This window comes from Kitasatospora sp. NPDC059462 (assembly GCF_042749955.1).
Taxonomy (GTDB): Bacteria; Actinomycetota; Actinomycetes; order Streptomycetales; family Streptomycetaceae; genus Kitasatospora.
This window is the reverse complement of sequence record NZ_JBHYUU010000152.1, coordinates 1-20,214: the sequence shown is the minus strand read 5'-3', so window position 1 is coordinate 20,214 and position 20,214 is coordinate 1. Positions and strand designations below refer to the sequence as shown.

Here is a 20,214-nt window from a genome sequence, read left to right as displayed (position 1 = left end):
CCAACGCGGGCGGCTTCGTCCTCGACGACTTCCGGATCGACACCGCCGAGGGCACGGCCGCCTGCCCGGCAGGCCACACCGTCCCGCTCTCACCGGACCGCGGCCCCGAACTGCCCCGCACGGCGAACTTCGGCCGCCACTGCACCGACTGCCCGCTGCGCGAGCGCTGCACCACCTCGAAGACCGGCAAGAACCTGCGGATCCAACCCGGCCACGACCTCCAACGAACCGCCCGGCAACAGGCCGCCGAGCCAGCATGGCAGGACGCCTACCGCCGCTGGCGGCCACCGGTCGAACGCGCCGTCGCCTGGCTCGTCGGCCACGGAAACCGCCGCCTGCGCTATCGAGGAACGATCAAGAACAACGCCTGGCTCCACACCCGCGCCGCCGCCCTCAACCTCCGAACCCTGATCAACCTCGGACTCACCCACAACGGCACCACCTGGCAGATCCGGGCTGTCGCCTGACGGCGACAGCCCGGATCACACCAAGATCTTCATCAGCCTTCTAGGAAAAGGGCCGCGCCGGCCAGGGCGAGTCGGCGGGGCGCAGGGCGTCCAGGCCGCCCGGGCCGTGCAGGGCGGCGTGGAGCGCCAGGGTGCCGGTGATCAGGGTCGGGTTGTGCAGCTTCCCGGCGTGGATCCGCCGGATCAGCTCCTCCACCGGCACCCGGGCGGACTCCAGCTCCAGTTCCTCCCCGTGCGCCTCGTACCGCTTCCCCTCCGCCTCGGCGAGGTCGGTGGCGAGGAAGAGCCGCAGCGCCTCGTCCGTCCCGCCGGGCGAGGTGTAGAAGTCGACCAGCACCCGCCAGGTGCCCGCCTTGCAGTGCGCCTCCTCGTACAGCTCGCGCTGGGCGGCGTGCAGCGGGTTCTCGCCGGGCACGTCGAGCAGGCCGGCCGGCAGCTCCCACAGGCGCTGGCGCACGGGATGGCGGTACTGGCGCAGGATCAGCACCCGCTGCCGGTCGTCCAGCGCGAGGACGGAGACCGAACCGGGGTGGGTCTGGTAGTCGCGGCGGGCCCAGCTGCCGTCGGGCATCCGGACCTCCTCGCTGCGCACTCCGGTGACCCGGCCCTGGAACGGGGTGGTGCTCCCCCGCACCTCCCATTCCTCGGCCCGGTCGGCGACATCGGCGGTGCTGCGGTCGTCCATCACGTCTCCCCTTTTCGTCAGTACGACACAATCTAACGCCGGACGGCGGCCCCGCAGGAATCGCGGGGCCGCCGTCCGGTGGAACGCGGGTGCCTACTCGGCGTCGGCCGGGGCCGTCTTGATCTCGATCGCGGCCTTCACCAGGCCCGCGAACAGCGGGTGCGGGCGGGTCGGACGGGACTTCAGCTCCGGGTGGGCCTGGGTGGCCACCAGGTAGGGGTGCACCTCGCGCGGGTACTCGACGTACTCGACGAGGTCGCCCTTCGGGGAGAGGCCCGAGAAGACCAGGCCGGTCTTCTCCAGGTCGGCCCGGTAGGCGTTGTTGACCTCGTAGCGGTGGCGGTGGCGCTCCTCGACGTACTGCTCGCCGTTGTAGACCTCGCGGACGATCGAGCCCTCGGCGAGCTTGGCCGGGTACAGGCCCAGGCGCATGGTGCCGCCCAGGTCGCCCTTGCCGTCGACGATGGCCAGCTGCTCGGCCATGGTGGAAATCACCGGGTGCTTGGCGGCGGCGTCGAACTCGGTGGAGTTGGCCTCGGGCAGGCCGGCCAGGTTGCGGGCGGCCTCGATGACCACGCACTGCAGGCCCAGGCAGAGGCCCAGCAGCGGGATCCGGTTCTCACGGGCGTAGGTGATCGCGCCGACCTTGCCGTTGACGCCGCGGTCGCCGAAGCCGCCGGGGATGCAGATCGCGTCGACGTCGCCGAGCTGCTCCTGCGCGCCCTCGGGGGTCTCGCAGTCGTCGGAGGTGACCCACTTGATCTCGACCCGGGCGTTGTTGGCGAAGCCGCCGGCGCGCAGCGCCTCGGTCACCGACAGGTAGGCGTCCGGCAGGTCGATGTACTTGCCGACCAGGGCGACCTTGACGATGTGCTGCGGCTCGTGGACGCGGCGCAGCAGGTCGTCCCAGGTGGTCCAGTCCACGTCGCGGAACGGCAGGTCCAGGCGGCGCACGACGTAGGCGTCGAGGCCCTCGCCGTGCAGCACCTTGGGGATGTCGTAGATCGACTTGGCGTCGATCGCGGCGACCACGGCCTCCTCGTCGACGTCGCACATCATCGAGATCTTGCGCTTGATGGCCTGCGGGACCTCGCGGTCGGCGCGCAGCACGACGGCGTCGGGCTGGATGCCGATGTTGCGCAGCGCGGCGACGGAGTGCTGGGTCGGCTTGGTCTTCAGCTCGCCCGAGGGGCCGATGTAGGGGAGCAGGGAGACGTGCACGAAGAAGACGTTGTCCCGGCCGACCTCGTGGCGGACCTGGCGGACGGCCTCCAGGAACGGCAGCGACTCGATGTCGCCGACGGTGCCGCCGACCTCGGTGATCACCACGTCGACGTCCTCGGTCGCCATCCGGCGGATCCGGGACTTGATCTCGTTGGTGATGTGCGGGATGACCTGGACGGTGTCGCCCAGGTACTCGCCGCGGCGCTCCTTGGCGATGACGGTCGAGTACACCTGGCCGGTGGTGACGTTCGCCGAGCCGTGCAGGTTGGTGTCCAGGAACCGCTCGTAGTGGCCGATGTCGAGGTCGGTCTCGGCGCCGTCGTCGGTGACGAAGACCTCACCGTGCTGGAACGGGTTCATGGTGCCCGGGTCCACGTTGAGGTACGGGTCGAGCTTCTGCATCGTGACGCGCAGGCCGCGGGCCTTGAGCAGGGCACCGAGGCTGGAGGCGGTGAGGCCCTTGCCGAGCGACGAGGCGACACCCCCGGTGACGAAGAGGTGCTTGGTCGTCACGGCGCGGCCGTTCGATGCCTTGCCGGAATGGGGCTGTGCCAAGAGGGGGCTCCCGTGGGTCGCGAGTCGAAGGTGACGTGGTGGGAGGCTCGCGGCGCGCCGTCTCGACGGGGGCGGGCGGTGCGGGGCACTGCGCCCTGAGGTCGTCGGTTCGGCCGGTCCGGGGCGTTTGATCCCACCGGTCCACGGGATACCAGGGTATCAGTGCCCCGGCCCGAACGCGTTCCGGCCCGCCCGTGCGTGGCGGCGCGGATCCGGTTTCGCGGGCGGGATCCGCGGGGACGCTCCCGGGGGCGTACGCGGGGCGCGCCACCGGCGCACCACTCGGCGCAGATGTCACAGGTGTCGCACCACCGGCCCGAGCGGGCCACCTCCCGGCGCTCCGGACCGGCTCGGCCGGGCCATGACGGATCCCCATTTCGTGCCATCCGGAGCTGATCCTTCCGAGCCATCCTGACGGCGTCCCCCGCGATGCGCGGTATTTCCGCCGAAATGCGGGGCCACCTCGCGCTGCGCCCGCGTGCTTCGCCCCTTTCGTCCGTCGTAAGCTGCTCGGACGCATCGCCGACAACATGAGCCGCGGAGGGCGTGGGAGGGTCAGGAACCTCTCGGTCCCCGATGCGCGACCGGACCTCCCCGTAATTCCCGCTCTCCCCCACCCAGAGGCTCGACCGAGCCCTCGCGGACACTCCAGCAAGGCCCGCCACCACCCCGCGGCGGGCCGGACGTCCCGGGGTGGCCCCGGTCCCGCCACACCCGCAGGCTCCCCCTCGGATCGCCGATGCGTCGTGACCACATTGCGAACTGGAGATCACGTGGCCGGCCGTATCGAGGACTACGCACTCATCGGGGACATGCAGACCGCCGCCCTCGTCAGCAGGGACGGAGCGGTGGACTGGCTCTGTCTGCCCCGATTCGACTCGCCGGCGGTCTTCGCCGGACTGCTCGGCACCGACGAACACGGCTTCTGGCGAATCGGCCCCGCCGAGGCGGTCGCCGCAGACCTGCCCGCCCCCGCCACCGAGCCCGTCCCCGCCGCCGGGCGCAACCGGCTCACCGACACCGGCGACCTGCGGGTCCCGCCGCCGACCGCCGCGGCGCCCGCCGTGCCCGCCGACCGCCGCCGCTACCGGGGCGACTCGCTGATCCTGGAGCAGGAGTGGGACGCCCAGGGCGGCACCGTCCGGGTGATCGACTTCATGCCGCCGCGCCCGCTGGCCGGCAAGGACGCCGTCCCGCAGGTGATCCGGATCGTCGAGGGCGTGGCCGGCACCGTGCGGATGCGCTCCGCGCTGCGGATGCGGTTCAGCTACGGCCGGGTCGTCCCCTGGGTGCACCGGGTCGAGCAGCCCGACGGCGGCCACCGCACCGTCGCCATGGCCGGGCCCGACTCGGTCTGGCTGGACGGCGAGGCCGACACCTACGGCCGCAACCTCACCACCTACGCCGACTTCACCGTCTCGGCCGGCGAGCGGATCGCCTTCGCGCTCACCTGGCAGGCCTCCCACCTGGAGCCGCCCAAGGCCCCGGACGCCGAGGAACTGCTCGACGCCACCGCCGACTTCTGGCACGAGTGGGTCGGCCAGTGCACCTACCAGGGCCCCTACCGGGAGGCCGTGGTCCGCTCCCTGATCACCCTCAAGGGCCTCACCTACGCCCCCACCGGCGGCATCGTCGCCGCCCCCACCACCTCGCTGCCCGAGGACATCGGCGGCGAGCGCAACTGGGACTACCGCTACACCTGGCTGCGCGACGCCGCGATCACCCTCTCCTCGCTGCTGCGCACCGGCTACCGCGACGAGGCCAAGGCCTGGCGCGAGTGGCTGCTGCGCGCGGTGGCCGGGGACCCGGAGAACCTGCAGATCATGTACGGCATCGCCGGTGAGCGCGAGCTCACCGAGTCCTCGCTGGACTGGCTGCCGGGCTACGAGGGCTCCCAGCCGGTGCGGGTCGGCAACGGCGCGGCCGGCCAGCTCCAGCTGGACGTCTACGGCGAGGTCGTCGAGGCGCTGCACCTGGCCCACATGACCGGCCTGGTCCGCAACGACCACGCCCACCACCTCCAGCTGCGGCTGATCGAGTACCTGGAGGAGCACTGGCAGGAGCCGGACGAGGGCATCTGGGAGGTGCGCGGCCCGCGCCGGCACTTCGTCCACTCCAAGGTGATGGCCTGGGTGGCCGTCGACCGCACCATCAAGCTGCTGGAGCAGACCCCCGAGGACGCCCCGCCCGGCGGCCACCTGGAGCGCTGGCGGGAACTGCGCGACACCATCCACCGGGACGTCTGCGACAAGGGCTACGACCCGGGCCGCAACACCTTCACCCAGTACTACGGCGGCAAGGAGCTCGACGCCTCGCTGCTGCTCATCCCGCAGGTCGGCTTCCTGCCGCCGGACGACAAGCGCGTCATCGGCACCATCGAGGCGATCCAGCGCGAGCTGGCCACCGAGGACGGCTTCGTGCTGCGCTACCCGACCCACGACGAGTCGGGCAACAACGTCGACGGCCTCTCCGGCCACGAGGGCGCCTTCCTGGCCTGCTCGTTCTGGCTGGCCGACGACCTCGCGATGATCGGCCGGGTGCAGGAGGCGCGCGAGCTGTTCGACCGCCTGCTGTCGCTGCGCAACGACCTCGGGCTGCTCGCCGAGGAGTGGGACCCGCGCCTCAAGCGGCAGGTCGGCAACTTCCCGCAGGCCTTCAGCCACGTGCCGCTGATCGACACGGCGCTGCGGCTGACCGCCTGCGGCGGGGCCTACCTCTCCGCCCAGCCGGACGGCCCGGCCGCCGACCGGGTCGGCGAGCAGGCCACCGTCTGAACCCCGCCCGGGCCACGCCGGACGCCCGGCGTGATCCGGAGGGCGGACCCTAACGGTTGCGCTGCACCAGTTCGTCGTAGGTGCTGAGCACCTGGGCGACGGTGGCGGCCTCGTCCGGCCAGGTCTCCGCCTGCTGCCGGCCGGCCGCCACCAGGCGCTCGCGGCGCGCCGGGTCGGCCAGCAGCTCGCGGGCGGCCCGGCCGAGCGCGGCCGCGTCCCCGGGCGGGACCAGCACGGCGGCGTCGCCGACCAGCTCGGGGATGCCGCCGACGGCCGTGGCCACCACCGGCACGCCCGCCCGCATCGCCTCCTGGACGACCAGCGACCGGGCCTCCCAGCGGCTGGAGAGCACCAGCACGTCGGCGGCGGCCAGCAGGTCGGGCACGTCGGTGCGGTAGCCGAGCAGCCGCACCGGCAGCTTCTCGGCGGCGACCCGCTCCCGCAGCCCGGCGGCCTCCGGGCCGTCCCCGGCGAGCACCAGCAGCGGCTGCGGGTCCGCCGCGGACAGCTCCCGGGTGGCGTCCAGCAGCAGGCCGAAGGCCTTCTGCGGCACGAGCCGCCCGACCGCCAGCACCAGCGGGCGCTCCGGCCCCCCGCCGAGCAGCTCGGCCCGGGCCCGCGCCCGCCCCAGCCGGCCCTCGGGCATCGGCGGGGCGGCGACCGGGCCGAGCCGGGCGTCGGTGGCGCCGAGCTCCCGGGCCCGGGCCACCAGGTCCGAGGAGGCGCCGAGGACGAGGTCGGCGGCGCGTGCCACCCGGCGCTCCATCAGCCGCTGGAGGCGGCGCTCCATGCCGGTGGCGAGCAGCGCGTGGTGCGCGGTGACCACCAGCGGCGTCTCCGGGCGCAGGCCCGGGAAGCGGCCGGCGGTACGCAGCGCGAGGTCGGAGAGCAGGGCCGCGCGCAGCCCGTGGGCGTGCACCACGTCGGCGCCGGTGAAGGCGCGGCGCAGTTCGCCGATGGCGGTGGCGTCGCTGCGGGCGCCCGCGGTCGGGGTGATGTCGACCAGGTGGAACCGGGCGCCGGTGCGGGAGAAGCCGAACAGCGCGTCCGCGGCGGCGGGGGCGCACACCGTGACGCCCACTCCGTGCGCGACCAGGCCCTGTGCCAGGGAGCGCACGTGCGCGCCGATGCCGCCCGAACTGGCGGCCAGGACGAGCACCACGTTCAGTTGCCCCGGTTCGGGGGTGGCCGCGACGGCCCGGGCGGCGGAATGGTCCACGTCGTCTCGCATCCGACTCGATCAGCTACGCGCGCCCCGGGCGGGGGTTTCCCGCCGGCGGCGCTCGGGACAGGAAGGCCAGTGTCCAGCGGCCACCATGCCAGGTCGGCGGCCCTCTTGGACAGTCGGCGCCCCCGGTGGGGCGCGTCGCGACCGGTCCGCGGGGGCCGCCCGGGCGGACCGGCGCCGCACGCGTGCCGCGCGGCCCGCCCGGCTGCCGCGGACGGCCGTCCGGCGCTAGCGCCGGCGGGGGGCGCGGGCCGCGGCGAGCAGTTCCTCGGCGTGCGCCCGGCCGAGCTCGGAGTCCTCCAGGCCGGCCAGCATCCGGGAGAGTTCGCGCACCCGTTCCTCGTCGTTCAGCACCTTGACGCCGCTGCGGGTCACGGTGCCGTCGTGGGTCTTCTCGACCACCAGGTGCCGGTCGGCGAAGGCCGCCACCTGCGGCAGGTGGGTGACCACGACGACCTGGGCGCTCTCGGCCAGCTTGGCGAGCCGGCGGCCGATCTCGACCGCCGCCTTGCCGCCGACGCCCGCGTCCACCTCGTCGAACAGGTAGGTGGGGACGGGGTCGGCGCCGGCGAAGACCACCTCGACGGCGAGCATCACCCGGGAGAGCTCACCGCCCGAGGCGCCCTTGGCGATCGGCCGGGGCTGGGCGCCGGGGTGCGGGGCGAGCAGCACCTCGACCTCGTCCACGCCGTGCGGGCCGTAGGCGACGGTCCGGCCCTCGATCTCGATGCCGGACAGATCGTCGAGGCGGGTGATCGAGAAGGTGACCCGGGCGTGCGGCATGGCCAGCTCGGCGAGTTCGGCGGAGACGGCGTCCGCGAAGCGCCCGGCGGCGGCCTGGCGGGCGGCCGACACCTCGGCCGCGAGGTCGGCCAGCTCGGTGCGCAGCGCGGTCTCCTGGGCACCGAGCTCGTCGATCCGGTCGTCGTCGCCGTCGAGTTCGGCGAGCCGCGCGGAGCCGGTCTCGGCCCAGGCGACCACCTCGGCCAGCGTGTTCTCCGGGCCGCCGTACTTGCGCAGCAGCTGGGCGAGCACGGCCCGGCGGTCCTCGACGGCGGCGAGGCGGACCGGGTCGGCGTCCAGGTCGTCGGCGTAGCCGGCGAGGTCGCCGGCCACGTCGGCGAGCAGGTAGCCGACCTCGTTGAGGCGGTCGGCGAGGGCGGCGAGCCGCTCGTCGTGGTGGCGCACGGCGTCCAGCGCGCGGCGGGCCTGGGCGAGCAGGGTGCCCGCGTCCAGGGCCTCCGGGTCGGCGGGGTCGCCGGCCAGTGCGGCGTGCGCCAGGGTGGCGGCGGAGGAGAGCGCGTCGGCGTGGCCGAGCCGTTCGGCCTCGGCGGACAGCTCCTCGTCCTCGCCGGCCACCGGCTCGGCGGCGGCGACCTCGTCGAGGCCGAAGCGCAGCAGGTCGGCCTCCTGGGCGCGCTCACGGGCCCGGGTGGTCAGCTCCTCCAGGGTGGTGGAGACCTCGCGCAGCCGGCGGTAGACCTCGCGGTAGCGCGCCAGCGGTTCGGCGACGGACTCGCCGGCGTACCGGTCGAGGGCGCCGCGCTGGCGGGCCGGGCGCAGCAGCCGCTGCTGGTCGGTCTGGCCGTGCACGGCGATGAGGTCCTCGCCGAGTTCGGCGAGCAGGCCGACCGGGACGGACCGGCCGCCGACGTGGGCGCGTGAGCGTCCCTCGGCGGAGACGGTCCGGCTGATCAGCAGCGCGCCGTCGTCCAGTTCGGCGCCGGCCTCCACGGCCCGGGCGGCCGCCGGGGAGCCGGGCGGCAGTTCGAGGCGGCCCTCGACGACCGCGCGGGCGCTGCCGTTGCGCACCAGGCCCGGGTCGGCGCGGCCGCCGAGCAGCAGGCCGAGGCTGGTCACCACCATGGTCTTGCCGGCGCCGGTCTCGCCGGTCACGGCGGTGAAGCCGGGGGCGAGCTCGACGACCGCGTCGTCGATGACCCCAAGATCCCGTATCCGCATCTCGTCCAACACGGAGACGACCTTACGAGGTTCCGCCCCCGCCGCGCGACGAGCGACAACGCCGCGCGGCAACTCCGTGCCGCGAAGTTCATCCGTTCCGGGCGTGCGCGGCCGCCGTTTCCGGCCCGGTGGCGGGCTCCCCGCCGGATTCCGCGGCGGGAACGGTGCACCAGGGCAGGAAGAACTGCGCGAGCGGGCCGATGGCCAGCGCGTAGGCGACGGTGCCGGCGCCGACCGTGCCGCCGAGCAGGAAGCCCGCGGCGAGCACGGACAGCTCGATGCCGGTGCGGATCAGCCGCAGCGAGCGGCCGGTGCGCCGGTGCAGGCCGGTCATCAGGCCGTCGCGCGGGCCCGGGCCGAGCCGGGCGCCGATGTAGAGGCCGGTGGCCAGGCCGTTGAGGACGATCGCCGCGGTCATCAGCGCGATCCGTGCCGGCAGCGGTCCGGGGCCGTCGACGACCCGCGCGGTGGCGTCCATCGCCGCGCCGATCACCAGGACGTTGGCGACGGTGCCGACGCCCGGCCGCTGGCGCAGCGGTATCCACAGCAGCAGCACCAGCGCGCCGCAGATCGTCACCCAGGCGCCCACCGAGAGCCCGGCGGTGCGCTGCAGGCCCTGGTGGAAGACGTCCCAGGGGTCCAGGCCGAGGCCGGAGCGGAGCATCAGGCCCATGCTGGCCCCGTAGAGCGCCAGGCCCGCGAACAGCTGCGGCAGCCGGCGGCCGAGCGCGTGGGTGTCGCCCAGCACGCGGGCGGCGGGGCCGGGCCGCCCGGGGGCGGCGGTGGACGGGGACGGCGAGGGGCGGGTGCTCGTGGGGGTGGCCATGGAATCTCCGTGCAGGTGGTGCTGCACCGCCCGCGACACGTGCCCGGCGGTGGCGGACGTTACGGCCGCCCTGCCATGATGGCCAGGCCAATACGGCCCTCGACAGGGCCAATCCCCACCAAGTGGACTGATGAGCATGGCCGACTGGCAGACCACCGTGACCTCCCCGGCACTCGCCCGGCTGCTCGACGGTGCCCGGCTGCCCGAGCCGCCCGGAGCCGCCCGCCGCCCCGCGTACCGCGCGCTGGCCGCCCGGATCCGGCTGCTGGTCTCCGAGGGCCGGCTGCCGGTCGGCGCCCGGCTGCCCGCCGAACGCGAGCTCGCCGTCGCCCTGCGGCTCAGCCGCACCACCGTGGCCACCGCGTACGAGACCCTGCGGGCCGACGGCTACCTGCGCAGCCGCCGCGGCTCCGGCAGCTGGACCGCCCTGCCCGAGGGCTCCGCCCCGCCCGGCGACGCCCTGCACCCGGTCCCGCCGGACGAGCAGGGCCGGATCCTGGACCTCGGCGTCGCCGCCCTGCCCGCCCCGCAGCCCTTCCTGTCCGCGGCCGCCGCCCGCGCCGTCGAGCAGCTGCCCGCGTACGCCGCCGGGCACGGCCACTACCCCACCGGCGTCCCGGTGCTGCGCGAGGCGGTGGCCCGCCGCTTCACCGAGCGCGGACTGCCGACCACCCCCGACCAGATCCTGATCACCATCGGCGCGATGGGCGCCCTGCACCTGGTGCGCCAGATCCTGCTCGGCCGCGGCGACCGGGTCGCCGTCGAGGCGCCCAGTTACGCGCACACCCTCCAGGCCCTGCGGCTGGCCGAGGCCCGGCTGGTCCCGGTCCCGTTCACCCCCGCCCAGCGGTGGGACCTCGCCGAGTGGCGCCGGGTGCTGAGCGGGGCCGCGCCGAAGGCCGCCTACGTGATCCCCGACTTCCACAACCCCACCGGCACGCTGATCGACGAGGAGCAGCGGCGCGAGCTGCTCGCCGCCGCCCGCTCCGCCGGCACCGTCGTGCTGGCCGACGAGACCACCGCCGAACTCGGCTGGGGCCTGCCCGAGGGGGTCGCCCCGCCCCGTCCCACGGCCGCCCTGGACCGCGCCGCCCAGGTGATCACCGTCGGCTCGGCCGGCAAGCTGCTCTGGGGCGGCCTGCGGATCGGCTGGGTGCGGGCCGCGCCCTCCCTGGTCCGCCGGCTGGCCGCCGCCCGGGTCCACAGCGACGTCGGCGCGCCCGTCCTGGACCAGCTGATCGCCGCCGAGCTGCTGACCGAGGACCTCCCGGCCGTCCGCGCCCACCAGCTGAACCGGCTGCGGGAGACCGCCGGGGCGCTGGCCGCCGCCCTGCGCGAGCAGCTGCCGCACTGGCGGTTCACCCTGCCGCCGGGCGGCCTGGCGTTCTGGGTCGCCACCACGGGGGTCTCCGGCGCGGCCCTGGCCCGGGCCGGCGAACGCGCCGGGGTCCGGATCGCCGCCGGCAACCGGTTCGGCTCCGACGGCGCCTTCGAGCACCACCTGAGGATCCCGCTCACCACGGCCGCCCCGGCCGTGCCGGACGCCGTCCGGCGGCTCGCCGAGGTCGCCGCGCGCGCCGAGGACGAGGGGCGCTGGCAGGGCGCCGACGACACCCAGCCCCTCGCGGTCTGACCGCCCGCCGGGGCCGCCGGGCCGCGTGGGCCCGGCGGCTTCGGTGGTCCGGTCGGCTCAGTGGGTGTCGGCCCGGCCGCGCCACCCGGTCACCGGCAGCGCGAACTTCGCCACCAGCCGGTCGGTGAACGGCGCCCGGTGCAGCCGGGCCAGGCGCACCGGCGTCTGCCCCCGGCGCACCTCCACCCGCGCCCCGGCGGGCAGCTCCACCGAGCGCCGGCCGTCGCACCACAGCACCCCGTGCGGGGTCTTCGGCTGCACCTCCACCGCCAGCACCGAGTCCGGCGAGGTCACCAGCGGGCGGGCGAACAGCGCGTGCGCGCTGATCGGCACCATCAGCAGCGCCTCCACCTCCGGCCAGACCACCGGCCCGCCACCGGAGAACGCGTACGCGGTCGAGCCGGTCGGCGTCGCGCACACCACCCCGTCGCAGCCGAAGTTGGACACCGGGCGGCCGTCCACCTCGGTCACCACCTCCAGCATCCGCTCCCGGGCCGCCTTCTCGATCGAGGCCTCGTTCAGCGCCCAGTCGTGGTGCACCACGTCGCCGTTGGTCCGGACGATCACATCGAGGGTCATCCGCTCCTCGACCTCGTAGTCGGCGTCCACCACCCGCTCGACCACCACGGCGAGGTCGTCCCGCTCCGCCTCGGCCAGGAAACCGACCCGGCCCAGGTTGATGCCGAGCATCGGCAGGCCGTGCTCACGGGCCAGCTCGGCCCCGCGCAGCAGCGTCCCGTCCCCGCCCGCGACCAGGATCAGCTCGCAGCCGTCCGCCGCGCCCGGCCCCCCGGCCACCGTCTCGACGCCGTCCGGCAGGTCCAGGTCGACCGCCTCGGCCGCCAGCAGTCTGATCCGGATCCCCGCCTTCAGCAGGCCGTGCACCAGTCCCTCGACGCTGCGCAGGGCCGCCTCACGGCCCGTGTGCGCGATCAGGAAGACCGTACGTTCATCACTCATGCCCGCTGCCCTCTCCCTACGCCGGCCGGGTCCTCGTCGGCCCGGTACGGCCGCGCCACCCAGCATGACGGACCGGACGTCCGCAGAGCACCCTATCGGGGGCCCTCGGCGACGGCCCGGTCCGCCTCCGCGGGGTCCAGCGGCGGTGCGTCCCGGCGCATCCACAGAAAGTACTCGACGTTCCCGGACGGTCCGGGCAGGGGGCTCGCGGTGACCGCGCGCACGCCCAGTCCGAGCTCCCACGCCTGCGCGGCCACCTGGCGCACCATCTCGGCGCGCAGCTGCGGGCTGCGCACCACCCCGCCGCTGCCGAGGCGCTCCTTGCCGATCTCGAACTGCGGCTTGACCATCAGCACCAGGTCCGCGTCCTCGGCGGCGCAGCCGGAGAGCGCGGGCAGCACCAGGCCCAGCGAGATGAACGACAGGTCGCCGACCACCAGGTCGACCCGGTCGCCGCCGATCATCTCCGGGGTCAGCTCGCGGACGTTGGTGCGGTCCATCACGGTGACGCGCTCGTCGCTCTGCAGCGACCAGGCCAGCTGCCCGTAGCCGACGTCCACCGCCAGCACGTGGGCGGCCCCGGCGCGCAGCAGCACATCGGTGAACCCGCCGGTGGACGCGCCCGCGTCCAGCGCCCGGCGGCCCTCGACGACCAGGCCCTGCGGGACGAACGCCGCGAACGCCCCGGCGAGCTTGTGGCCGCCGCGCGAGACGTAGTCGGGGTCGTTCTCGTCCTTGGCCACCACGACCGCCGCCGAGGTCTCCACCTGGGTGGCCGGCTTGGTCGCGGTGGTCCCGCCGACGGTCACCCGGCCGGCCGCGATCAGCTCGGAGGCGTGCTCCCGCGACCGGGCCAGCTTGCGGCGGACCAGCTCCGCGTCGAGTCGGCGTCGTGCCACTGCCACTGGTGTTTCAGCTCCTACGGATGGTTCTCGTTCGCCCGGTCAGTCCCGGTCGAGGGCGGCCAGCGTGTCGGCCAGCCGCTGATGGACATCTTCGTACACCGCGACGTGGGCGTCGGTCGGCACCCCGTCCAGTGCCTCCAGCCGGGCCAGGGCGGCGTCGACCGCCGGGTGCCCGGTGGGGGCCAGGTCGACGCCGAGCGGCAGCGGCTCGCCGGTGCCCGGCAGGGGCCCGTCGGCCGGGTCGGGGGCGGTGGCGGTGATGGTGGGATCGGGCCGGGTCTGCGGATCAGGCATCGGGCTTCTTCGTGGTGGTCCGGCGCACGGTGGTCTTCCCGGGCGCGGTGCGCCTGGCCGGCGGCTGGTCCCGGCCGGCCCCGCCGGTCTCGGGCGCGGCGGTGGTCTTCCCGGTGGCCGCCTTCTTCGTCGCGGTCTTCTTCGCCGTGGCGGTCTTCTTCGCCGCGGCCTTCTTCGCGGGCTGCGTCCGGGCGGCCGCCTTCTCGGCCGGAGCCGCCGTCACGGTCGGGGCCACCGGGGCCACCGGGGCCGTCGGGACCACCGGGGCGGCCGCCGCGGCCGGCGGCACCGGCGGGTCGACCTCCACCGGCTCGTCCACCGCTATCCGCTCGGCCTCCGCCGAAGCCGCCGTCTCCCGCTCCCAGCCCTCCTCGAACAGCCCGCCGGCCCGGGGCGCGGGCGGCGCGGGCGGCACGGACCCGTCCCGTCCCACCGCGTCGTCCTCCTCGACCTCCCGCAGCTTGTTCTCCAGGTAGGCCAGCACCACGCCCACCTTGGTCACCTGGTCGCCGACCCGCTCGAAGGCCTTCTCCACCTCACCGCGCGCCACCCCCACCGCGAGGTCCACGCCGGCCCGCCCGGCGGTCACCGCCTCCTCGGCCAGCGTCTGGAGCGACTTCGCCGACGGCGGGAACTGCCCGCCCAGCCGTCGCTCCACCTCCGCGACGTCGATCCCGCCCTTCTCCAGCAGGCCGGCCGCCGTCCCGACGACCCGCTTGCCGACCTCCTCCACCAGTACGGCCGCGGCCGTGACCGCTCCTCGTACCGTCCTCGGCAGCATCCGGGTGCCTCCCATTCGCCTGCGCGCATCGCTCCGTCGGGTCGACGCCCGGACGAATCCGGGCATCCCACGGACGACGCTACCGCCAAACACGTCCTGCGGTACCGTGGCCCGGCAGTCACCCGCCGCCGGGCCCGGCCACCCGCCGGGGCGCCGCGGCCCGCCGAAGGAGGGGATCCGCCGCCATGGCCGACGCCGAGGAGTGCCGCCAGGCGCTGGAGCAGCTCAGCCGCAACCTCGCCAAGGCCACCGGCGACGTCCGCAAGGCCGCCGAGCTGGACCGCTCGCTGAGCTGCCGGATCACCGACCTCGACCTCACCTTCACCGGACGACTGCGCGGCGGCAGCATCGAGGGCCTCCGGGAGGCCCCCGGCGCCCCCGCCGCGAAGGCCGACATCCGGCTCACCATGAGCAGCGACGACCTGGTCGCCCTGGTCGACGGCGGGCTCAACTTCGCGTCCGCCTGGGCGACCGGACGGGTCAGGCTGGAGGCCGGCTTCCGCGACCTGCTGCGGCTGCGCACCCTGCTCTGACCCGCCCGGTCACCGCACCGGGCTCAGAACCCCAGCTCGGCCAGCGCCTTCCGGCCGTCCGCCGGCCCGCCGTCCGCGTCCAGCGCCGTCCACGCCGCCGCGCACAGCGCCCGCAGCCCGTCCCAGCGGTCCGCCCCGACGCCCTCCAGCCGCAGCACGCCGTCCTGCGCCACCGCGGTGAACCCGCCGCAGGAGAACCCGCCGCCCGGCTGCGCGGTGACCGGCGCATGCCCGGTCAGCAGTCCGCGCAGGTCGGCCGCCAGATAGGTCGGCCGGTGCTCGGCCGGGGCCGCCAGCACCTGCGCCGCCGTCGTCACCCCGGTGAAGACCAGCAGGCTGTCCACCCCGCCGTTGAACGCGCCCTCGATGTCGGTGTCCAGCCGGTCGCCGACCACCAGCGGCCGCTTCGCGCCCGTCCGCAGCACCGTCTCCCGGTGCATCGGCGGCAGCGGCTTGCCCGCCACCTCCGGCTCCACCCCGGTCGCCGCCCGCACCGCCGCCACCAGCATCCCGTTGCCGGGCGCTATCCCGCGCGCGGTCGGGACCGTCACATCGGTGTTGGACGCCACCCACGGCAGCCCGGACTGCACCGCGTACGAGGCCTCCGCCAGGTGCGTCCAGCCCACCGAGGCGTCGAAGCCCTGGACGACCGCCTGCGGCTCCTCGGCCAGCGTGCGGACGGCGACCAGGCCGCGCTCGGCCAGCGCCTCCTCCAGCCCCAGGCCGCCCACCACCAGCACCTTCGCCCCGGCCGGCAGCTTCTCGGCGAGCACCCGGGCCGCCGCCTGCGCGGAGTTGATCACGTCCTCCGCCTCGGCCGGCACGCCCAGCTCGCTCAGGTGCGCGGCCACCACCCGCGGCGGGCGGGAGGCGTTGTTGGTGACGTACGCCAGCCGCATCCCGGCCGCGCGGGCCGTCGCCAGCGAGTCCACGGCGTGCTCGATCGCGTTCGGTCCGGCGTACACCACGCCGTCGAGGTCCAGCAGCGCCGTGTCGTACGCCTCGGTCAGCGGCAGCTCGCTGCCGCCCGGGGCGGTCCGTCGCACGGGGGTGGCCGTCTCGGTCATGCCTGCTCTACCTCACTCATCGCGTCAGTCGTGCTCGTCGTGCTCGTCGGTGCCGTCGTGCTCGTCGGTGCCGTCGTCGCGGCGGGTGCCGCCCGTCCGGGCTCAGCCGTCCTGCCGGTCCCGCTCATCCGTCGGCTCCGGACCCGCCGTGGTTCCCGGCTCCGGCCCGGAATCCCGGCTCCGCGGCGGTTCCTGCGCCGCCTCCCGGGGCGGCTCCAGGTACCCCGGCGCCCCCGGCAGCAGCGGGCCGAACGCCCCGGCCCGGGCCGCCAGCGTCGCCCGGGTCTGCCGCAGCGCCGCCCGGTAGTGGTCGGTGTCCGGCCGCATCGCCACGGCCAGCGCCAGGTGCTCGGCGGAGGTCTCGAAGTCCCCCAGCCGGGCCGCCGCCACACCCCACCCGAACTGAGCGTAGTCGTCCGAGGGATCCGCCAGCGCCACCGCCCGGAAGTTCTCCAGCGCCGCCGCGTACGAGCCCGCGTCGTACTGCGCCCGGGCGAGCGCCTCCCGGATGCTGCGCGAGGCCGGCTCCGCCGCGGCCGCCCGGGCCAGCAGTTGCTCGGCCGCCGCCGGGTTGCCCTGGGCGAGCAGCTTCACACCCCGGCGGAACCACTCGTAGACGTCGCCCTCCGGCTCCCCGGACCGCCGCTGCTGCTCCGGCACACCGCCGCCGACGGCCCCGGCAGCGCTGTCACCAGCACCGTCGTCCACCCGCTCGTCGCGCTCGTCCACGCCGTACCTCGCCCTCGGTCACGACACCCGCCCGCCGGACCGGCCGGGTGTTCCGATCTCTGAACAACGCGTACCCGGTTACGATGCCCAGAATGAGCACACCCAGTGCAGAAAGCGGAGCGGAGTCTCCGCACGGCGGCCCCGGCGATCCCGGGCACGTCGCCACCGCAGGTCTGTCCCTGTCCCCCTTCCGCGGCCTCAGGTACGTCCCCGACCGGGTCGGCGCCCTGGCCGCCGTCACCTCACCGCCGTACGACGTCGTCGACCCCGGCCGCCGGCTCGACCTGGAGACCGCCGACCCGCACAACGTCGTCCGGCTGATCCTGCCGCGCCCCGAACCGGAGGACACCGGCGACCGCCCCGACCGCGACACCCGCTACCGGCACGCCGCCCGGCTGCTGCGCGAGTGGCAGCGCGAGGGCGTCCTGGCCGCCGACCCGGTCCCGGCGCTGTACGTCTACGAGCAGCGGGTGCCCGCCACCGGCGACACCCCCGAGCTGCTGCAACGCGGGCTGATCGGCGCCCTCGCCGTCAGCGGCAGCGAGGCCGGCGTGGTCCTCCCGCACGAGGACGTGATGCCCCGGCCGGTCGCCGACCGGGTCGGCCTGATGCGCACCACCCGGGCCAACCTCGAACCGCTGCTGCTCACCTACCGCGGGGACGGCGGGGCCTCCGACGTCGTCGAGAGCGCCGTCCGCGGCGAACCGCTGCTCACCACCACCACCTCCGACGGCACCCACCACCGGCTGTGGGCGGTCACCGACCCCGCCGAGATCACCGCCGTCGGCCGCGACCTGGCCACCTGCCGGGCCCTGATCGCCGACGGCCACCACCGCTGGGAGATGTACCTGCGGCTCCAGCGCGAGCACCGCCACCTGCCGCGCAGCCCCTGGGACCGCGGCCTGGTGCTGCTGGTCGACACCGCCCGCTACCCGCTGCGGGTGCGGGCCATCCACCGGGTGCTGTACCGGCTGCCGGTCGCCGAGGCCCTGCGGCGGCTCGGCGACCAGTGGCAGGTCAAGGAGGTCCCCGGCCCGCTGGAGACCGCCCTGCAGGCCCTCGCCGAGCACAAGCGCCACGGCGGCAGCAGCTTCCTGCTGACCGGCGGGGACGGCGTCTACCGGCTCGTCGGCGACCCCGACGAGACCCTGCTCGACGCCACTGTGCCGCACGACAAGCCCGAGGAGTGGCGCCACCTGGACGCCACCGTGCTGCACGCCACCCTGCTCGACCACACCTGGCGGGTGCCGGACAGCCCCGACGACATCGGCTACCTGCACACCGCGGCCGCCGCCGAACGCGAGGCCGCCCGCTCCGGCGGAACGGCCGTCCTGCTGCACCCGGTGCGCGAGAGCGTGGTCCGCCGGCTCGCCGAACAGGGCGTCACCATGCCGCGCAAGTCCACCTCCTTCGGCCCCAAGCCGGCCACCGGGCTGGTGCTGCGCAACCTCGAACTCGGCTGACGCCCGCCCCGCCCCGCGGCCGGCGACCCGGCCGACACGCAGTGAGGCCCTGCCGTACTCCGGGATCTCCCGGGGCGCGGCAGGGCCTCACTCGTCGGTCAGGTCGGGCGCCTACTTGCCGGACTCGTCGGCCTGCTCGGCCTGCTCGGCGTTCCCGGCGGCCGGGGCACGCCCGGGGACCACGCCGTCGAAGTCCTCGTCGATCTCCAGGTCGTCCTCGTCGTAGTACTCCTCGACGTCCTCGTCGTCCTCGTAGATGACCTCGTCGTCCGAGGCCTCGCCGCCCTTGCGCTTGGCCGGCTCGGCGGCGGCCTCCTCGGCCTCCTCCTCGGCGAGCTCCGGGTCGAGGGCGTCCACGAACTCCACGCCGTCGATCTCGGCGAGGCGCTCGGCGGCGTTGGTGGTGCCGTCGGTGTCCGCCTCGACCGCCTTGGCGAACCAGTCGCGGGCCTCCTCGGCACGGCCGGCCGCGATCAGCGCCTCGGCGTAGGCGTACCGCAGACGCGCGGTCCACGGGTGCACGGCCGGCGAGGCCAGCTCGGGGCTCTGCAGGGTGACGACGGCCGCGTCGAACTGCTCCATGTCGCTGCGCGCGCCGGCCGCGACCAGGCGCATCTCGACCTGGCCGGCCTTGTCCAGCTGCTTGACCTCGGGCTCACCGGCCATCGCCAGCGCCCGCTCCGGGCGGCCGAGACCGCGCTCGCAGTCGGCCATGACGGGCCACAGGTCCGCCCGGCCGGTCATCCGGCGGGCGGCGCGGAACTCGGTCAGCGCCTCCGAGTAACGCTGGGTCATGTACGAGGCGAAACCGGCCGCCTCACGGACGGCGGCGACGCGCGAGGCCAGCCGCAGCGCGACGCGCGAGTACTGGTAGGCCTCCTCCGGCTCGCTGTCGAGCAGGCGGGCGACCATCACCAGGTTGCGGGCGACGTCGTCGGCGAGCGTCTTGGGCAGGCTCTTGAGCTCCTGGCGCACGTCGGCGTCGATCTCGAAGCCGGTGACGTCCTCCGGGATCGGCAGGCGCTTGACCGGCTCGTAGTTGCCACGGCGGTCGTCCTGGTCCCGGCCGCCGCGCTCGTCGCGGCCACCGCGGTAGCCACCCCGGTCGTCGCGGCCGCCGCGGTCGTCACGGCGGAAGCCGCCGCGGTCACCCCGGTCGTCGCGGCGGAAGCCGCCACCGGAGGGGCGGTCGTCACGGCGGAAGCCACCACGGTCGTCACGGCCACCGCGGTCGTAGCCGCCCGACGGACGGTCGTCACGGCGGAAGCCGCCACCGGAGGGGCGGTCGTCGCGACGGAAACCGCCACGGTCGTCACGGCCGCCGCGGTCGTAGCCGCCCGACGGACGGTCATCACGGCGCGGACGGTCGTCACGGTCGTCCCGACGGAACCCACCCGGACGGTCATCACGGCGGAAGCCACCGCCGGCCGGGCGGTCGTCACGGCGGAAGCCACCACGGTCGTCACGGCCGCCGCGGTCGTAGCCGCCCGACGGACGGTCGTCACGGCGGAAGCCACCGCCGGCCGGGCGGTCGTCACGGCGGAAACCACCACGGTCACCACCCTGGTAGCCGCCCGGACGGCCGTCACGGCGGAAGCCGCCGCGGTCGCCACCACGGTCGTCACGGTCCCGGCCGTGCCCACCGGAGGGACGGTCGTCGCGACGGAAACCGCCGCGGTCGCCGCCACGGTCGTCGCGGCGGTCGTCGCGGCGCGGACCACGGTCGTTCGACCAGCCCCCGCGAGACCGGGGCTCGTAGCCGCGGCCGTCGTCCGATCGACGCTCGGGACGGTCCTGAGGCTGGTTCGCCATCGTGGTGACTCCTTCTGCTGCTTCATCTCCACCGCGGAGCGGGCAGCACCACTGCCCTCACGCGGTTCGGCGCCGGCCTTCTGGCCGTGCACCATCTCCATTGTCCGGCATCGAGGGACGCCCCGCGTCTGGGCGGAAGTCCCGTTCTACCGGTCGTGCACACCTGCGCACCTACGCAAAAAAGCCGCGGCCCCCAGCGAATCGCTGGGGGCCGCGGCTTTGAATGATTGTTCGGCGGCGTCCTACTCTCCCACAGGGTCCCCCCTGCAGTACCATCGGCGCTGTGAGGCTTAGCTTCCGGGTTCGGAATGTAACC

17 protein-coding genes and 1 rRNA gene are annotated in these 20,214 nt (G+C 75.2%); 5 read left to right on the top strand and 13 right to left on the bottom strand.

Annotated features, from left to right (window positions below; translation table 11 throughout):
* The coding region (locus tag ACFXAM_RS29515) for a transposase (protein WP_380295798.1) at positions 1-467 on the top strand (467 nt) is incomplete at its 5' end.
* A gap of 40 nt (positions 468-507) precedes the next feature.
* Here ACFXAM_RS29515 and ACFXAM_RS29510 read toward each other — a convergent pair.
* Positions 508-1,152 carry an NUDIX domain-containing protein gene (locus ACFXAM_RS29510; protein ID WP_380295796.1) on the bottom strand — a complete coding sequence of 215 codons (645 nt, stop codon included), beginning with the start codon at positions 1,150-1,152 and terminating at the stop codon, positions 508-510.
* A gap of 93 nt (positions 1,153-1,245) precedes the next feature.
* A complete protein-coding gene (locus ACFXAM_RS29505) occupies positions 1,246-2,931 on the bottom strand; it encodes a CTP synthase (protein WP_380295794.1) in 1,686 nt (561 codons plus the stop codon).
* 773 nt (positions 2,932-3,704) lie between these two features.
* Between ACFXAM_RS29505 and ACFXAM_RS29500 the strand changes: the two genes are divergently transcribed.
* Positions 3,705-5,705: a glycoside hydrolase family 15 protein gene (locus ACFXAM_RS29500; RefSeq protein WP_380295792.1), complete on the top strand. Its 2,001-nt coding sequence runs from the start codon at positions 3,705-3,707 to the stop codon at positions 5,703-5,705.
* Between the two features lie 49 nt (positions 5,706-5,754).
* Here ACFXAM_RS29500 and ACFXAM_RS29495 read toward each other — a convergent pair whose 3' ends face one another.
* The 3 genes from ACFXAM_RS29495 to ACFXAM_RS29485 all read right to left on the bottom strand — a co-directional run bounded on the left by ACFXAM_RS29495 (position 5,755) and on the right by ACFXAM_RS29485 (position 9,721).
* A complete protein-coding gene (locus tag ACFXAM_RS29495) occupies positions 5,755-6,936 on the bottom strand; it encodes a glycosyltransferase family 4 protein (RefSeq protein WP_380295790.1) in 1,182 nt (393 codons plus the stop codon).
* Between the two features lie 225 nt (positions 6,937-7,161).
* The gene (gene recN / locus ACFXAM_RS29490; RefSeq protein ID WP_380295804.1) at positions 7,162-8,895 is read right to left on the bottom strand and encodes a DNA repair protein RecN; all 1,734 of its coding nucleotides are present in this window, start codon (positions 8,893-8,895) and stop codon (positions 7,162-7,164) included.
* 88 nt (positions 8,896-8,983) lie between these two features.
* The gene (locus ACFXAM_RS29485) at positions 8,984-9,721 is read right to left on the bottom strand and encodes a YitT family protein (RefSeq protein WP_380295788.1); all 738 of its coding nucleotides are present in this window, start codon (positions 9,719-9,721) and stop codon (positions 8,984-8,986) included.
* A 136-nt stretch (positions 9,722-9,857) separates the two neighbouring features.
* Between ACFXAM_RS29485 and ACFXAM_RS29480 the strand changes: the two genes are divergently transcribed.
* On the top strand, positions 9,858-11,354 hold the full coding sequence (locus ACFXAM_RS29480; protein ID WP_380295787.1) for a PLP-dependent aminotransferase family protein: 1,497 nt from the start codon (positions 9,858-9,860) through the stop codon (positions 11,352-11,354).
* A gap of 57 nt (positions 11,355-11,411) precedes the next feature.
* Here the strand turns inward: ACFXAM_RS29480 and ACFXAM_RS29475 are convergent, their stop codons facing one another.
* From ACFXAM_RS29475 to ACFXAM_RS29460, 4 genes are all read right to left on the bottom strand, one after another.
* Positions 11,412-12,314 (bottom strand): NAD kinase, encoded by a 903-nt coding sequence (locus ACFXAM_RS29475; protein WP_380295785.1) that lies wholly within the window; start codon positions 12,312-12,314, stop codon positions 11,412-11,414.
* Positions 12,315-12,406: 92 nt separating this feature from the next.
* Entirely contained in the window at positions 12,407-13,213 is an 807-nt protein-coding gene (locus ACFXAM_RS29470) for a TlyA family RNA methyltransferase (RefSeq protein ID WP_380295802.1), read from the bottom strand.
* Positions 13,214-13,258: 45 nt separating this feature from the next.
* Entirely contained in the window at positions 13,259-13,513 is a 255-nt protein-coding gene (locus ACFXAM_RS29465) for a hypothetical protein (RefSeq protein WP_380295783.1), read from the bottom strand.
* Positions 13,506-14,294 (bottom strand): hypothetical protein, encoded by a 789-nt coding sequence (locus ACFXAM_RS29460; protein ID WP_380295782.1) that lies wholly within the window; start codon positions 14,292-14,294, stop codon positions 13,506-13,508. Before ACFXAM_RS29460 ends, ACFXAM_RS29465 begins: the two co-directional genes overlap by 8 nt.
* 185 nt (positions 14,295-14,479) lie before the next feature.
* Here ACFXAM_RS29460 and ACFXAM_RS29455 point away from each other — a divergent pair, with 185 nt between their 5' ends.
* Entirely contained in the window at positions 14,480-14,827 is a 348-nt protein-coding gene (locus ACFXAM_RS29455; protein ID WP_380295780.1) for an SCP2 sterol-binding domain-containing protein, read from the top strand.
* A gap of 23 nt (positions 14,828-14,850) precedes the next feature.
* On the opposite strand, the gene ACFXAM_RS29450 is transcribed toward ACFXAM_RS29455, so the two are convergent.
* Both ACFXAM_RS29450 and ACFXAM_RS29445 read right to left on the bottom strand, forming a co-directional pair.
* Entirely contained in the window at positions 14,851-15,894 is a 1,044-nt protein-coding gene (locus ACFXAM_RS29450) for an HAD-IIA family hydrolase (RefSeq protein WP_380295778.1), read from the bottom strand.
* Between the two features lie 102 nt (positions 15,895-15,996).
* The gene (locus tag ACFXAM_RS29445) at positions 15,997-16,623 is read right to left on the bottom strand and encodes a tetratricopeptide repeat protein (RefSeq protein WP_380295776.1); all 627 of its coding nucleotides are present in this window, start codon (positions 16,621-16,623) and stop codon (positions 15,997-15,999) included.
* 92 nt (positions 16,624-16,715) lie between these two features.
* Between ACFXAM_RS29445 and ACFXAM_RS29440 the strand changes: the two genes are divergently transcribed.
* Entirely contained in the window at positions 16,716-18,086 is a 1,371-nt protein-coding gene (locus ACFXAM_RS29440) for a DUF1015 family protein (RefSeq protein WP_380295774.1), read from the top strand.
* 111 nt (positions 18,087-18,197) lie between these two features.
* Here ACFXAM_RS29440 and ACFXAM_RS29435 read toward each other — a convergent pair whose 3' ends face one another.
* Both ACFXAM_RS29435 and rrf read right to left on the bottom strand, forming a co-directional pair.
* Entirely contained in the window at positions 18,198-19,106 is a 909-nt protein-coding gene (locus tag ACFXAM_RS29435; protein WP_380295800.1) for a hypothetical protein, read from the bottom strand.
* A 1,021-nt stretch (positions 19,107-20,127) separates the two neighbouring features.
* Positions 20,128-20,214, bottom strand: a 5S ribosomal RNA gene (gene rrf, locus ACFXAM_RS29430); the annotation flags it as partial.

Bases quoted from the DNA above. Each gene is read 5' to 3' on its own strand.
- ACFXAM_RS29480 (WP_380295787.1), top strand. From the start codon at position 9,858: ATGGCCGACTGGCAGACCACCGTGACCTCCCCGGCACTCGCCCGGCTG.
- ACFXAM_RS29450 (WP_380295778.1), bottom strand. From the start codon at position 15,894: ATGACCGAGACGGCCACCCCCGTGCGACGGACCGCCCCGGGCGGCAGC.
- ACFXAM_RS29495 (WP_380295790.1), bottom strand. From the start codon at position 6,936: ATGCGAGACGACGTGGACCATTCCGCCGCCCGGGCCGTCGCGGCCACC.
- ACFXAM_RS29440 (WP_380295774.1), top strand. From the start codon at position 16,716: ATGAGCACACCCAGTGCAGAAAGCGGAGCGGAGTCTCCGCACGGCGGC.
- ACFXAM_RS29475 (WP_380295785.1), bottom strand. From the start codon at position 12,314: ATGAGTGATGAACGTACGGTCTTCCTGATCGCGCACACGGGCCGTGAG.
- recN (WP_380295804.1), bottom strand. From the start codon at position 8,895: ATGCGGATACGGGATCTTGGGGTCATCGACGACGCGGTCGTCGAGCTC.
- ACFXAM_RS29460 (WP_380295782.1), bottom strand. From the start codon at position 14,294: ATGCTGCCGAGGACGGTACGAGGAGCGGTCACGGCCGCGGCCGTACTG.
- ACFXAM_RS29510 (WP_380295796.1), bottom strand. From the start codon at position 1,152: ATGGACGACCGCAGCACCGCCGATGTCGCCGACCGGGCCGAGGAATGG.
- ACFXAM_RS29485 (WP_380295788.1), bottom strand. From the start codon at position 9,721: ATGGCCACCCCCACGAGCACCCGCCCCTCGCCGTCCCCGTCCACCGCC.
- ACFXAM_RS29455 (WP_380295780.1), top strand. From the start codon at position 14,480: ATGGCCGACGCCGAGGAGTGCCGCCAGGCGCTGGAGCAGCTCAGCCGC.
- ACFXAM_RS29465 (WP_380295783.1), bottom strand. From the start codon at position 13,513: ATGCCTGATCCGCAGACCCGGCCCGATCCCACCATCACCGCCACCGCC.